Origin of the sequence: Actinoplanes sp. NPDC051475 (genome assembly GCF_040689425.1) — a bacterium.
Taxonomy (GTDB): domain Bacteria; phylum Actinomycetota; class Actinomycetes; order Mycobacteriales; family Micromonosporaceae; genus Actinoplanes.
In genome coordinates this window covers 1-12,904 of record NZ_JBFAZZ010000011.1, presented here as the reverse complement: position 1 = coordinate 12,904, position 12,904 = coordinate 1, and the positions used below count along the sequence as shown (strand labels likewise).

At 70.0% G+C, this 12,904-nt stretch carries 15 protein-coding genes; 8 read left to right on the top strand and 7 right to left on the bottom strand.

What is annotated here, in order from left to right; genetic code table 11:
* Positions 1-49 precede the first annotated feature (49 nt).
* Together AB0368_RS22430 and AB0368_RS22425 are read right to left on the bottom strand one after the other, a co-directional pair.
* Positions 50-2,935 carry an AAA family ATPase gene (locus AB0368_RS22430; RefSeq protein WP_366155882.1) on the bottom strand — a complete coding sequence of 962 codons (2,886 nt, stop codon included), beginning with the start codon at positions 2,933-2,935 and terminating at the stop codon, positions 50-52.
* A 19-nt stretch (positions 2,936-2,954) separates the two neighbouring features.
* A complete protein-coding gene (locus tag AB0368_RS22425; protein WP_366155881.1) occupies positions 2,955-3,140 on the bottom strand; it encodes a hypothetical protein in 186 nt (61 codons plus the stop codon).
* A 157-nt stretch (positions 3,141-3,297) separates the two neighbouring features.
* Between AB0368_RS22425 and AB0368_RS22420 the strand changes: the two genes are divergently transcribed.
* Positions 3,298-3,990: a DUF4191 domain-containing protein gene (locus tag AB0368_RS22420; RefSeq protein WP_366155880.1), complete on the top strand. Its 693-nt coding sequence runs from the start codon at positions 3,298-3,300 to the stop codon at positions 3,988-3,990.
* On the opposite strand, the gene AB0368_RS22415 is transcribed toward AB0368_RS22420, so the two are convergent.
* Positions 3,991-5,166: an AI-2E family transporter gene (locus tag AB0368_RS22415; RefSeq protein ID WP_366155879.1), complete on the bottom strand. Its 1,176-nt coding sequence runs from the start codon at positions 5,164-5,166 to the stop codon at positions 3,991-3,993.
* Between the two features lie 80 nt (positions 5,167-5,246).
* Here AB0368_RS22415 and AB0368_RS22410 point away from each other — a divergent pair, with 80 nt between their 5' ends.
* From AB0368_RS22410 to AB0368_RS22390, 5 genes are read left to right on the top strand one after another with little or no spacing between them, the layout of a single operon-like run.
* Entirely contained in the window at positions 5,247-5,939 is a 693-nt protein-coding gene (locus tag AB0368_RS22410) for a hypothetical protein (protein WP_366155878.1), read from the top strand.
* Positions 5,936-6,292 (top strand): hypothetical protein, encoded by a 357-nt coding sequence (locus AB0368_RS22405; RefSeq protein WP_366155877.1) that lies wholly within the window; start codon positions 5,936-5,938, stop codon positions 6,290-6,292. The genes AB0368_RS22410 and AB0368_RS22405 overlap by 4 nt, the downstream gene beginning before the upstream one ends.
* Before the next feature lie 13 nt (positions 6,293-6,305).
* Positions 6,306-7,163: a hypothetical protein gene (locus tag AB0368_RS22400; protein ID WP_366155876.1), complete on the top strand. Its 858-nt coding sequence runs from the start codon at positions 6,306-6,308 to the stop codon at positions 7,161-7,163.
* Positions 7,160-7,738: a hypothetical protein gene (locus AB0368_RS22395; protein ID WP_366155875.1), complete on the top strand. Its 579-nt coding sequence runs from the start codon at positions 7,160-7,162 to the stop codon at positions 7,736-7,738. Before AB0368_RS22400 ends, AB0368_RS22395 begins: the two co-directional genes overlap by 4 nt.
* Positions 7,735-7,977, top strand: coding sequence for a hypothetical protein (locus tag AB0368_RS22390; protein ID WP_366155874.1), 243 nt, complete (start codon positions 7,735-7,737; stop codon positions 7,975-7,977). The genes AB0368_RS22395 and AB0368_RS22390 overlap by 4 nt, the downstream gene beginning before the upstream one ends.
* 13 nt (positions 7,978-7,990) lie before the next feature.
* Here the strand turns inward: AB0368_RS22390 and AB0368_RS22385 are convergent, their stop codons facing one another.
* The 3 genes from AB0368_RS22385 to AB0368_RS22375 form a co-directional block, all read right to left on the bottom strand.
* Positions 7,991-9,376, bottom strand: a complete 1,386-nt coding sequence (locus AB0368_RS22385; protein WP_366155873.1) for a TIR domain-containing protein — start codon at positions 9,374-9,376, stop codon at positions 7,991-7,993.
* Positions 9,358-9,990: a toll/interleukin-1 receptor domain-containing protein gene (locus AB0368_RS22380; protein WP_366155872.1), complete on the bottom strand. Its 633-nt coding sequence runs from the start codon at positions 9,988-9,990 to the stop codon at positions 9,358-9,360. Before AB0368_RS22380 ends, AB0368_RS22385 begins: the two co-directional genes overlap by 19 nt.
* Positions 9,991-10,090: 100 nt before the next feature.
* Positions 10,091-10,444, bottom strand: a complete 354-nt coding sequence (locus AB0368_RS22375) for a hypothetical protein (protein WP_366155871.1) — start codon at positions 10,442-10,444, stop codon at positions 10,091-10,093.
* Between the two features lie 60 nt (positions 10,445-10,504).
* Between AB0368_RS22375 and AB0368_RS22370 the strand changes: the two genes are divergently transcribed.
* Positions 10,505-11,203, top strand: coding sequence for a hypothetical protein (locus AB0368_RS22370; RefSeq protein WP_366155870.1), 699 nt, complete (start codon positions 10,505-10,507; stop codon positions 11,201-11,203).
* On the top strand, positions 11,200-11,538 hold the full coding sequence (locus AB0368_RS22365; RefSeq protein WP_366155869.1) for a transcriptional regulator: 339 nt from the start codon (positions 11,200-11,202) through the stop codon (positions 11,536-11,538). The genes AB0368_RS22370 and AB0368_RS22365 overlap by 4 nt, the downstream gene beginning before the upstream one ends.
* Before the next feature lie 44 nt (positions 11,539-11,582).
* Here AB0368_RS22365 and fxsT read toward each other — a convergent pair.
* The coding region (fxsT, locus tag AB0368_RS22360) for an FxSxx-COOH system tetratricopeptide repeat protein (RefSeq protein WP_366155868.1) at positions 11,583-12,904 on the bottom strand (1,322 nt) is incomplete at its 5' end.

Genomic DNA, 12,904 nt, shown 5'->3' with positions numbered 1-12,904 from the left:
CCCAGACCGAAACGGACAATATTCGCGTAAGGGTATCAAGCTCCGACGGTCAGTCCAGCAGCCCGAGACGATGAGCCACCGCCGCCGCCTCGCCCCTGCTCGTCACCGACAGCTTCGCGATGATCCGCGAGACGTGCACGCTCGCCGTCTTCGGAGAGATGTACAACCGTTCCGCGATCCGGCTGTTGCTCTGCCCCTCCGCGACGAGCCGCAGCACCTCGCGCTCCCGGTCCGTCAGCACCTCCGTACCCGTAGGCGCCGGATGGGCCGCCGACCGCAATCCGATCCGGCGGGCCAGCGTGTCCGCCTCCTCCGCGAGCGGCCCGGCACCCAGCGCCCGGGCGATCGCCGCCGCCTCCTCGATCGCCTCCCCCGCGGCCGTCCGGTCCCCGGCCGCCGCTTCCGCCGCCGCGCGGCCCAGGAGCGTCACCGCCAGCGGATACCGCTGGCCGTCGGCCCGCCAGGCCTGCTCCGCCGCCCGCCAGGCCCCCGGGCCGCCGTCCAGCAGGGCGCGGACCTGGGCCGCGTACGCGCGATGGGACGGGTACGGCTGCGGCATGGTCGCCGCGATCCTGCCGACCTCGGCGCGGATGTCCGGCGCGTCGACGGTTGCGGCGGCGGCCAGGAGCGGCCAGCCGTACCGGGGACGTTTGGCGATTGATGGTTCCGATACCGCGACGCGCGCCGCGGCCTCGTCGGCGGGCGGCCGGGCGCCGAGGATGCGCAACTCCAGCAGAGACAGCCTGTTGTCCAGATTCAGGTACGGCTTGCCGAGGTACGCCACCGACCGCTGCACCAGCGGCTCCGCCGCCTCGTGACCCCGAGCCAGCCGCAACCCGGCCCGCAGCCGCAGCCAGGGCAGCGCGAGCGTCCCGGGCGGGTCGTGCCGGGCGGCCTCCTCCAGACGCGCGTCCGCCTCGTCCCAGCGGCCCAGCGCGACCAGCGCCTCCGCGTGGTTGGCCAGCAGGAACACGCCGGTGGTGCGGCTGACCCCGACCCGGTCCGCGTACGGGACGCCTTCGGCCGCGGCCGCCGCCGACTCCTCGTAGCGGCCGAGCTCGAAGAGGGAGTCGGAGATGTTGACCAGGGCACGGGCGAGGTTGGGCAGGTCGCCGGTGGCGCGGGCGCGGACCGCCGCGGCCTCCATCGTGGGCAGGGCCTCCTCCGCGGGGAGCCGGCCGCCGCAGGCTCTGCCGTACACGATGGTGGCCGCCACCTCGGTCGAGACGTCACCGAGTTCCGCGGCCGCCGCCATGGCCTCGGCCGCCACCCGGCCGGCTTCCTCGTCGTCGACGCCACTGAGCTGGTACGACACGTCGGCCAGCAGCACCACCCGCTCCTGAGAGGCCGCCACGCCGTGCAGCAGCCGATAGGCCTCACGTGATTCGTCGGCGCCGTCGCTCTTGCCGGCGTTGTAGAGGAGTTTGGCGCGGCGCACGAGCAGCCGGGCGGCGCGCAGCGGTTCGGCGGCATGGTCGAGGTCGGCCAGCGCAGCCCGGGTCAGCTTGAGCGCGCGCTGGTGGTCCCCGGCGTCGATCGCCGCGAGGGCGCTCTCCTCGAGCAGGTCGATGTGGCCCGCGCCCAGGCGTTCCGCCGCGTCGTCGACGAGTTCCCACAGCTCCAGGACCCGCTCCAGCAGCCGGGACTGTTCCGCGTACGCGTACCGGCGGGCCGCGGCGCCGGCCGCTTGCCGTGCCGCGGTCAGGGCTCTCGGATAGTCGTGGGCGGCGTGCCAGTGGTGGGCGATCTCGGCCGGTGCCCGGCCCATCGCCACGAGATGCGGCTGCGCCTCCACCGTCTCGGCATAGCGGGCATGCAGGCGGGCGTGCTCCCCCGGCAGCAGATCGTCGTGTACGGCCTCCCGCACGAGCGCATGCCGGAACTCGTACCCGCCGTCCGTGTCGACGGTGATGAGCTGGGCCGCGACGACGATGCGCAGGGCCGACTCCAGCTCGCCCTCGTCCATGCCGGCGACGGCGCTGAGCAGTTCGTGACCGAACCTCGTGCCGCCGACCGCCGCGACCCGCAGCACCCGCTGGGCCTGCTCGGGGAGCTGGTCGACGCGGGTCAGCAGCAGGTCGCGCAGGCTGTGCGGGATGTCGCAGCACTCGGGGTCGCCGGAGGCCGCGAACTGTTCGATGAAGAACGGGTTGCCCTGGGCGCGGTCGTGCACGGTGTCGACGAGCGCCGGCTCCGGTTCCGCGCCGAGCAGGTGGGTGAGCATCTGCGCCGTACCGTCGCGGCCGAGGCGGTCCAGCTCGATGCGCTGCACCCCTCGCACCCGATCGAGCTCGGCCAGGAACGGCCGCAGCGGGTGGCCGCGGTGCAGTTCGTCAGTCCGGTACGTGGCCACCAGCAGCACCTGCGGCAGCCGGGCGGAGCGCACCAGGAAGCCGATCAGGTCCCGGGTCGACCGGTCGGCCCAGTGCAGGTCCTCCAGGACGAGCACCAGCGGCCGCTCCGCCGACACCCGCGCGAACAGGGCCGCGACCAGCTCGAACAGGTAGCCGCGCCGGGTCTCCAGCACGGCGTCGCCGGGCGGCCCCAGCTCCGGCAGCAGCCGGGCGAAGTCCTGGTCGCGTCCGTCGAGCACGGCCACGCCGTCGGCGCGTACCAGGTCGCGCAGGGCCGCGGCGAAGGGCGCGAAGGGCAGGCCTTCCTCGCCGAGCTCGAGGCATTGCCCGGTGAGCACGCGGGCGCCGTCGGCGGTGGCGGTGCGGCCGAACTCCTCGACGAGCCGGGTCTTGCCGACGCCGGCCTCGCCGCCGACGAGCACGGCGGTGGGCTCGGCGCCGCGGGTGCGTTTCAGCGCGTCGCGCAGGGCGGCGAGGTCGGCCTCCCGGCCGACCAGGACGTCACTGGTGGCGTACGCGGTCACGCTGTCGAGCATGCCATGCCAGGCCGTCCCGGCACCGGCCCCGAACGTCGCGATCACGTCGATGTCTCCGGCCGGGTCACAAGGCCGCCGGCGCCCGTACCGGGCGCGGGCGCCGCGCGGGACGCGACCACCAGGCGTGCCGGTGCCGGCCGGGGGTGGAGGCCTCGCGGGCGATCCGGTACGCGGCAGCCGCCCGCTGCTCCTCCCCGGCGCGCTGGTGGTAGAGGTCGAGCTGGAATCCTGGGTCCTGGAACGAGAACATCGGTGTCTCCCTCGCTGGTCGTTCTCCGATGTCCAAGACTCTTCGCGCGAAGGCCCCCGGCGGGCATGGGGAAGGTGCCCGATCTTCGGCCCCGGGACCGCCTTACCCGAGGGTCCTGGCCACGTAAGGCACCACGCGGACCCTTACACTTTCGGGTATGGCAAAACCCCAGGAGAAGGTGTCGTTCGTCGAGCGCCTGAAGCAGATCGGCCAGGTGTTCGCGTTCACGGCGAAGCAGGACAAGTGGTTCGTCCCGCTGCTCATCGCGGCGGTGCTGATCCCGCTCGCGGTGATCGTGCTCCTCGTTCTCCTGGACTTCGGCTGGGTCTGGGTCCCGATCGGCATCATGGTGGCCCTGCTGGGCGCGCTGATCGTGCTCAACCTGCGGTCCAACGCCGCCATGATGAACGCGGCGGAGGGCCAGCCCGGCGCGGCCGCCTCGATCATGGAGAACATGCGGGGCGACTGGCGCGTCCGCCCCGCGGCCAGCTCGACCACCCAGTTCGACATGGTCCACGTCGTGATCGGCCGCCCCGGCGTGATCCTGCTCGGTGAGGGCCAGGCGCAGCGCGTCCGCAACCTGATGGGCCAGGAGAAGCGCCGCCTGTCGAAGGTCATCGGCAACGCCCCGATGTACGACTATGTGATCGGCACCCAGGAGGGCGAGCTCTCCATCCGCAAGCTGCGGACGACGATGATGAAGCTGCCCCGCAACCTCACCGGCAAGGACGTCAACGCGCTGGACAAGCGCCTGGCGGCGCTGATGGCCCGGCCGCAGATGCCGAAGGGCGCCATCCCCAAGAACATGCGGCCGTCCAAGGGCGCCTTCCGCCAGCAGCGCCCCCGGTAGCTAGCGGGGCTGCTGCACCGGGTCGGCGCTCCGCGGCACGTCGAGGGAGCGCGCACCCTCGTGGGCGGGAAGGGCAGGCGGCTCTCCCCCGTCCACCGGGGTCCGGTTCTCGCCGATGGTGGGCTCGGACTTCAGGCGGCCCCGGCGGGTGTCCCAGATGTCGCGGGCGATGATCTGCAGGATGCCGGCGACCGGGATAGCCAGCAGCGCACCGAGGATGCCGGCGAGCTCCACCGCGATCAGGATGGCGATCAGCACGGTCAGCGGGTTCACCTTGACCGTACGGGCGAAGATCATCGGCTGCAGCAGGTGGTTCTCCAGCTGCTGGTAGAGCACGAAGAACACGATCACGACGATGCCCGCCGTGGTGGACTCCACGAACGCCGCCAGCGTGGCGATGACCGCGCCGAGCGTGGCACCGACCAGCGGGATGAGGTCGGCGAGCCCGACGAACAGGGCGATCAATCCCGCGTACGGGACGCCCAGGATCGCCAGCACCGCGTACGTGAGCGAGCCGCAGATGACGCTGATGAGCAGGTTGCCGGTGATGTAACCGGTGACGGTCTTCGCGCAGTCGTGACCGACCCGCTGGATCCGCTCGGCCCGCCGGTCTTCGAACAGGGCGAGGAACCCGTGCACGATCTTCGGCGCCTCGAGCACCATCAGGTACGCCAGCACGAAGATCGTCACGATGCCCGCGACGCTGGTCGCCGCCCCGCGCACCAAGGCCAAGGTGGGTGCGCCCAGCCCGGAGGCGTACTCGCGGACGCGGTCGGCGTGACTCTGGGCGTACTCGAGAAGGTTGTAGCGCTCGATGAGCCCCCCGACGGGGCCGCGACCGGACCGCGCGTCCTCGATGATCTTCGGGAAGTCGGAGACGACCTGCGATCCCTCCCGGACCAGCGGCACGATGAAAACGGTGGCGAGGCCACCGAGAAGAAGCAGCGCGACGAGGAAAACCAGCAGCGTGGCCAGCCAGCGCTTACCGAAGGCGGCACGGCGTTCGACCCAGTTGACCGCGGGGTGCAGGGCGACGGCGAAGAAGGCGGCGACCACGATCCAGGTCAGCACCTGAGCGGTCGCCCGGATCAGCGCCAGAACCAGCAGAGTGGCCAGCACCAGCCCGATGACGATCAACGTCCGCCGCGCCGTGATGGCATTGTCTCGGTTACTCACAGTGGTTGGCTACCCGCACGTAACGGCGACAAACGCCTATCCAACCAGCTCAATGCGACCGCATGCCACGTCGTCGTACCATGATCCACGATCATGAAGCGGGGGTCACGGCAACGATGACAGTCAGCGATATGCAGGAGCGGGACGCCAGGCGCTTCGTCGAGAACATCGAGGACATGGTTTCGGGTTCGCGCCCGGGCGATCCGACTCCAGGGCTGGACGCAATCGAAGGCTCGGACAGCTCCGGGACGGTGTACTGCGTGGTCGGCCTGGGCGGCAGCCTGCTACAGGTCGGGATCGTCGAGGGTTGGTGGGATGCCGTCGGACCGCATGGCGTCGCGGCGGCGGTTCTGGAGTCATTGCGCTTCGCCCGCGACAAGGCAGGACTGGCGCGCATCGTGCTGAATCACCACGGGCATTCCTCCGCAGTCTCCGAACCCGGATATCAGACCTTGTTCACGTCCGAGCCGCATCGGGAGCTTCCGCCCTACGACTCGCCGGATTTCCCTTCGGAGCTGTCCCGCAAAGTCGAGAGGGCGGCGCAGATCCTGGCGAACGCCGAGCGTTTCGCTCGTGAGCGCGACAGCGGTGTGCGATCCGAGATCACCGGCCCGCGGGGGCTGTTCCGGGTCGTGCTGTCCGGTTTCGCCGTGGTGGGGGCGGCAGTCAGCGAGCAGGGCCTTCGCGCCGCCGACGGCTCGGCCCTGGCGGCTGACGCATGCGACGCGCTTCTGGCCGCCCGGCGTCGATTCGAAGATGGAGAGACGAGATGACCGACTACGACTGGTTCTCGGACCAGGCCATCGAGGTGGCTGTCGACGGCCTCGAGAAAGAGGCCGAGAAGTGGCACGGCTTGGCTGCCCGGATGCGAGAGGTCTCGCAAGGCGCGCAGGGCCAGAGTCTGCAGGCGACCGCCTTCGTCGTCACCGACGCCCTGACCGGCGTCGTCACCGCCATGGACCTCAAGGCCGGCTACGACAAGATGTACGAATGGCTCAACTCGCTGTTCGCACAAGCCGGCGTCGAGTTCGACAACATGGGTGCCGCCCTCACCAAGAACGCCAAGTGGTACGCGAACGCCGACGCGAACGTGGCGCAGAACTTCGACGCGATCGCGTCATCCTGACCATGGAGCTGATGTGACGCAACCCGAACCGAAGACCCCTGGCCAGACCGGCACCGATCAGACGTTCGCGCCCGCCATCATGGGAACGTTCCGCGCCGGCGTGAGCGTGCTGGAAGGCGGCGTCCAAGGCATCCAGCGGGAGTGGAACAATCTGATCAACGCGATCAATGCGTTTCTCCTCCGAGTACAGGAGGCGCTCGAAGCCGACCACTGGTGGGAGAAGGTCGCCGAATGGATCACCGATGACATCCGGGAAGGTATCGACCGGATCCGGACCCTGATCGAGCAGGCTCGGCAGAAGGTCGAGGTCATTCTCCAGACCTCGGAGAAAGCCATCAACGGGTCCTTCCCGGTGCTGTCGTTGTTCGAGGTCGGCTTGGACTGGGCGACCAAGGTCAACACACCGCTGTCCGACATCGGCCCCGATCTCTCCCCCACCTCCGGTGCCCTCTACAACTGGCGCGGACCTGCCCATGAGGCCTACAAGTCGCGGGTACAGGATCAGGGTGACGCGGTCGGGGCGGTCGTCGACAAGGTCAAGTCCACAAGCCTGTGGCTGGCCGACGTGGCTCAAGCGAACACGGCCTACGTCGTGGAACTTGCCGACCGGGTCGCCGAAATCGTCGGTGTCCTGGTAGCCATCGTCAGTGACGTCGGGGAAGCCGCGGCCGGCGATATCCCCGCCGTGCAGCAGGGCGCCCTGCACCTCTCCGAGCTCTTCGGCGAGTGCACCACCCAGCTGGCGCAGTACCTGACCAACCTCGCCAACCGGCTGGCCGACGTGCTGCAGAAGATCACCGAACTCGCCGTGGATTACGGCGACCACACCGGCCTGCCGCAGGGTAAGTGGCCGCAGGCGGTCAACCCGTGAGGGCCGTCCGGGCCGCCTCGGGCCTGCTCGCCGCGTCGACGTTTCTCACCGGCTGCACCGACGTGAACACGTCACCGATCGACAGTGGCATCCCCATCCCCTCGGGCTCCGTTGCCACCCGGGCCCTGCCGCCACCCGGCGGCCACTGGAAAGGGCTGGGGTCGAAATGCCCGCAGCTCACCAGCCCCGCGGCGCAGCGGATCGGCTCCGATGGTGCCGGCGCTCCCACGGATCAGTACGCCGCCAGCAGCACCCTTACGAATGCCGACTGCCACTGGGGCTCCACCGACGGCCGAGGCACCGCCGTGAACGCACGAATCAGCATCTGGGCACGGCAGGAGGCCGCTGACGCGCAATGGCAGACGCTGAGCACCGGTCAGATCAACCGGATCCAGGTGGGCGACACGGGGTTCGTCACGGAAGAGGGCGACGCGATCGTCGTGCGCACCCGTTCGGGAAATGCGGTGGCCACCGTACGACTCGTCGCCGCGCCCGAAGCATCCGATAAAACGGAACTGAGCAAGGCGGCGGGCGAGGTGGCCGAGGACGTCCTCGATGACTTGGTGCCCGGATGAGCCTGCCTCGTCCGCCGCGGTGGTTCATCGCCGACGACATCCTCGCCGGCCGCGTCAATCTGGACGGATACCCGCTCCGCTACGTCTACATCTCCGTCAACCCGACGATCATTGACCCTTCCGGACACGCGATTCGCGTCGACGCCGTCTTCACCGCCGTCGAGATGCTGGAGGCGCACGGTTGGGAATTGATCAATTTCGAACAAAGCGGGAAGGTGGCCTATCTCCGTCGTGGGTAGGCCGAACAACGGCTCAGGGCGTGGTGGCGCCGATGGCGCGGATGATCTCCGCGGCCGCCATCTTCACGTCCGCCGCCTCGACCCGGACCGCCTGGATGCTGACGAAGAAGCCCGGCAGCGTCTCGCTCCGGGTGCCGGGCAGGTACGCCGGGATCAGCAGGCGTCGGGTGTCGTCGTCGAGCGTCTGCCGGAAGAACCGGTCGACCGCCATGAAGTCCTCCCGGCCGCTGTGGCCGCTGACCAACGCCACCATGTGCCGGGACTGGGTGATCGCCTCCTCGAGCGTCTTCGTCCACCCGCTGCCGGCCGAGACGGTCTGGTCGGAGAACACGCTCAGGCCTCCGCGGCGCTCCAGCTCGCCGCGCAGCGCGACGGCGACTGTCCGGTCGGCGTCGGCGTAGTTCAGGAAGACGTCGTACGTCATGCCGCTGCGCCGCAGGAGCCCCTCGCGTTCGGCCGCGGCCACGTACGAGTCCCGCCCGGTGTCGAGGAGCTCGGTGCGGCTCAGCTTGTGCGCCAGGAGCGCGGCGATCGTCTCCAGGGAGTACGAGATCTGCCGCGGCGTCGGCTGTCGTTCGGTCAGGGCGGCGAGCCGCTCGCCGAACGTCCAGTTGGACACGTATGGCACGGTCGTATGCGATATCACCTTCTTGATCGGCATGTCCCGCCAGAGCCAGCCCGAGTACAGCCCCTCCAGCCGCGACGCGAACCGGTCCTTCCACGTCGCCGCGCGGTCGTACTCCTCGGTCTCGTCGAACCGCGACGGCACCGGCACGATCGACAGGCGCGCCCGGTCGTACGGAAGGGCATTGCGCGCCTTCTCGACCCGCCCGGCGACGTCCAGCGTGCCGTCCAGGCTCTGTTCGTTGGCCGTGAAGAGCATGATCAAGACATCGGGCAGCTGCGCGGTGCAGACCGCCCCGATGTCGGTGATTCCGGTACGACTGTCGATGAGCACGAAGTCGTACGCGGCCGCCCACCGCTCCCGGCACTCCTCGAGGAAACGGCCGAGGTCCCGTCTCTCGTACAGCTCCGACCAGTCGATGGACTGCGCGATCTCGATGTAGTCACCGCCGCGTCCACCGGCGGCCAGCAGACCGAGACGACCCCGGATCCCCGGCAGGCCCACGTCCACGATGTACCGGTCGACGTGGCCCGGCTCGCCCCGCGCCCACTCGGTGATCAGATCCACGACGCCGCCGGCCGGTTGCTCCGCCAGAAACTCCCGGAAGTAGTAGCCGAGACCCGGCGCATCCAGATCCCAGTCCACGCACAGCACCCGGAAACCCCACCGGCTCAGAATCGTGGCCACGTTGGCGAGCGCGAAACTCCGGCCCACCCCACCCTTGTACGAATAGAAGGTCACCACGGTGCCGGGCATCAGGCGGCCCCCAGCCACGTCTTCGGACCTCGAGCCGGCGGCGCGTCCGGCACCACCTGGGGGTCCGGGATCAGGACGGGCCACTCCTGCCACGGCGGAACCCCGCGAAGCCGATCGGCCAACTCCTCGGCAAGGTTTCGCACGCAGCGTTCGAAGTCGTTGTAGTCGGCCGACGCGGAGAAGGCGGGACCGATCCGGGCCCACGGCTGCATGTCGGTCTTGGTGCGTACCCGGGCCTCGGCATCGAAATGGTCCCCGTCGGCGTACCGCAAAGGGATGACGAGTCCGTCCGGATTCCCCGCCCCGGCGAAATCCAGCAACCGCTCCCGCTGCTGCATCGTGTACCACTCAGCCAGGCACCACGGCGAATAGAAGTAGGGGACGTTCCAGACCGCGACCATCAGCTTCGACAGCGACAACCCGCGGCGCAGATGGTCGGGCCAGCGGCTACCGGTCTCCATCCGGGTGTCCAGATAGATGCGCGGGGCCGTCGGCATCAGGTCGCCGAGGAACTTCTCCAGCAGCTCGCAGAACTGCTGCGTGACCCATTCCTGAGCACTGCCGCTGCGGCGGCAGTAACTGAGGAAGATGTCGTACTCGTACCGGTCGGTCGGCTCGTCGTCGACGGACATGGATCCCCCGCGGATGGCGCTGGCAGAGCCTCGACCATACCGCCGTACGTCGGCGTCTTCGCACTCTGCCGTCGGGACTCCGACTTCCGTGGCCGGTCCGTCATGGGCGGACCAGCCGCACCGCGTGGTCGGTCGGGATCAGCATGATCGGGCCCGCCCCGACGGCGGGCAGCCAGGTCGCCCGGTCGGCGAGCGCGGCCTCGACGTCGGCACCGGTCATGGGCTGATCGGTACGCACGAGCTCGACGAGGCCGCGCCCGATCATGTCCCGGACGACGGCGGCGAACCGCGGGATCAGGGCTTCGATGGCGTCGGCGTCGTTGCCGGACCTCCAGATGCCACCTTCCTCGCGGTGTCCGAGGTAGTCGCCGATGACCTGATTGAGCCAGGCCTCCTCGAGCGCGTTGGTGAGGACGACGGTCTCCTCGCGGCTCAGTTCCTCCCAAATGTTCACCGGTCGATCGTCGCACTTCTCATGGTTGCGCCAATTGGTTTGTCATGCAAACCTGTTGGCATGACTTCCGAAGCGGTTCCCGCCGGCGGTGATCCCCGCCGGCTCCTGGCTGACGCGCGCGACCTCGCGCGCCGGGTACGTCTCGCCCAGCGGGTGACCTGGCTCCCGCTGCTCGTCCTGGCCCTGGTGACGTTCGGGGCGATCCCGGCCTACCGGTACGGCCACGAGGTCGTGAGCGAATGCCACACGATCGGCGACGGGCAGGCGTGCAAGGTCTGGTTCGCCACCGTGACGTTCTACTGGCTGGCAGCGGTGGTGGTGGCCTACGTGGTGATCGCGGCCGGGTATCTACGGGTCGCCCGGGCGCGGGGAGTGGACGCCCGGGTCATGCCGTACGTGCTCACCGGCGTCGCGCTCGTCGGGCTGGGCTTCGCCTTCGCGGCCGTGTGGGCCCGCCTCGGCCTGCTGGCGTACCCCGAGGAGCCGTCCACCCCCGTCCAGGTCCTGTTCCGGCTGCTCGACCCGCCCGGCGCGATCGGATTGGCCCTGCTGGTGCTGGCCTGGCTGGAACGGCACGTCGCGCTGCTGCTGTTCGCCCTCGCCTACCTGGTCGTGGTGCTGGTGCCGATCAACTTCGGCTGGGGCGCACACTGGGGACCGCACACCTGGTTCGTACCCCAACTGGCCATCAACGGCGGCGTGCTGTTGCTGGGCGGCGCCGGCTTCGCCCTGGCCCAACGACTGCGGCGCCCCCGGTGACCAACCCCATCGACGCACCGGCGCCGCATCCGGTCACCGGCCTCGATGACGTGGTGCACCAGCGGGTCCGGCTCGGCATCCTCACCATCGCGCACGAGGCTCGGCGGGTGGAGTTCGGCTATCTGCGTACCCAATTGGGGCTGACCGCCGGCAACCTCTCCCAGCACCTGAGCGTGCTGGAGACGGCCGGCCTGGTCGAGGTCGAGAAGGGTTACGCCGGGCGGCGCGGCCGGACCTGGATCTCGCTCACCGCGGCTGGTGACGTCGCGCTCGCCGAGGAGATCGCGCGACTCAAGCAGCTCATCGCCCGCGTCGAATTCACGAACGGGCAGTAGCAGCGACGGCCGAGACAGGTACGGGTCCCTTACGGCTGCGCAGATCAGCGATCACTCCGCCACTGTGCCACGTTCTGCTCCAACCGATCCGCCTGCTCGTGCTCACCCAGCTGGCGCAGGTCGATGGCGAGGTTCATGGCGGAGGTGAAAGTGTGGGGATGGTCGTCGCCGAGGAATCGACGGCGCCGGTCGAGGACGTCTTCGTTGAGGCGGCGGGCCTGCTCGTGCTCACCCAGGTTGGTCAAGCTCTCCGCGAGGTTACTCGCAGAGATGAGGGTGTCGGGGTGGTCGTCGCCGAGGACGCGGCGGCGCCGCTCGAGGACGTCTTCGATGAGGCGGCGAGCCTGCTCGTGCTCACCCAGCTCGTGCAGGTCGATGGCGAGGTTGCTGGCGGAGATGAGGGTGTCGGGGTGGTCGTCGCCGAGGATGCGGCGGAGCCGGCCGAGGACGTCTTCGTTGAGACGGCGGGCCTGCTCGTGCTCACCCAGCCGGCGCAGGTCGACGGCGAGGGCGCCGGCGGAGGTGAGGGTGTTGTGGTGCTCATTGCCGAGGACGCGGCGGCGCCGTTCCAGGACGTCTTCGTCGAGGCGCCGGGCCTGCTCGTACTGCCCCAGCTCGCGCAGGTCGATGGCGAGGTTGTGGGCGGAGGTGAGAGTGTCCGGGTGGTCGTCGCCGCAGATGCGCCGACGGCGGTCGAGGGCGTCTTGGTCGAGGCGGCGGGCCTGTTCGTAGTGGCCGAGTTCGCGGTGGGCGTAGGCGAGCAGTCCGGTGGCGGCCAGCGTGGTGGAGTCGTCGGGGCCGTGCCGGCGGGTCCAGGCGGTGTGTAGCTGCTCGGCAAGCGGCAGGGCGGTGCGGGCGTCGCCGCGGGCGAGCAGGTGCCACCCGGCGCTGTAGGCCAGCCACCGCAGCCGGGTGTTGTCGGTGCCGGCCGGATCGCAGGCCAGGATGTGCGGCATCAGCAGGCTCCACCGGGGCCAGAAGGCGGGGTTGGTGCCGTCGTCGGGTTGGGCGGTGACCAGCAGGCGTTCGACGGTGCTGCGGTGCACACCGGATCGGGGGTCGGTGTCGCGCAGGATGGCTTGGGTGAGCCGGTGCAGCTGCAACCCGTGGGTGGTGGTGCGGGCCAGGCCGTAGCGGGTCAGCCGACCGGCGGTGCGTCCCAGCGCCAGGATGCTGCCGGCTGCGGCGGCCAGCTCCGCCGGCAGGCCGGCGGCGGCGGTGAACAGGTCGAGCGGGACGGGTTCCGGGGCCAGGTGCGCGCACAGAGCCAGCAGCTGCCTGGCGGCGGGAGCATCGGCGGCGAGCCGGTCGGCGGCCACGGTGACGGCGGCGGCCAGCGGCACCGGATATCCCGCCGGTGGACTGT

Bases quoted from the DNA above. Each gene is read 5' to 3' on its own strand.
- AB0368_RS22405 (WP_366155877.1), top strand. From the start codon at position 5,936: ATGACCGACTACGACTGGTTCTCGGACCAGGCCATCGAGGTGGCTGTC.
- AB0368_RS22370 (WP_366155870.1), top strand. From the start codon at position 10,505: ATGACTTCCGAAGCGGTTCCCGCCGGCGGTGATCCCCGCCGGCTCCTG.
- AB0368_RS22420 (WP_366155880.1), top strand. From the start codon at position 3,298: ATGGCAAAACCCCAGGAGAAGGTGTCGTTCGTCGAGCGCCTGAAGCAG.
- AB0368_RS22390 (WP_366155874.1), top strand. From the start codon at position 7,735: ATGAGCCTGCCTCGTCCGCCGCGGTGGTTCATCGCCGACGACATCCTC.
- AB0368_RS22380 (WP_366155872.1), bottom strand. From the start codon at position 9,990: ATGTCCGTCGACGACGAGCCGACCGACCGGTACGAGTACGACATCTTC.
- AB0368_RS22410 (WP_366155878.1), top strand. From the start codon at position 5,247: ATGATCCACGATCATGAAGCGGGGGTCACGGCAACGATGACAGTCAGC.
- AB0368_RS22425 (WP_366155881.1), bottom strand. From the start codon at position 3,140: ATGTTCTCGTTCCAGGACCCAGGATTCCAGCTCGACCTCTACCACCAG.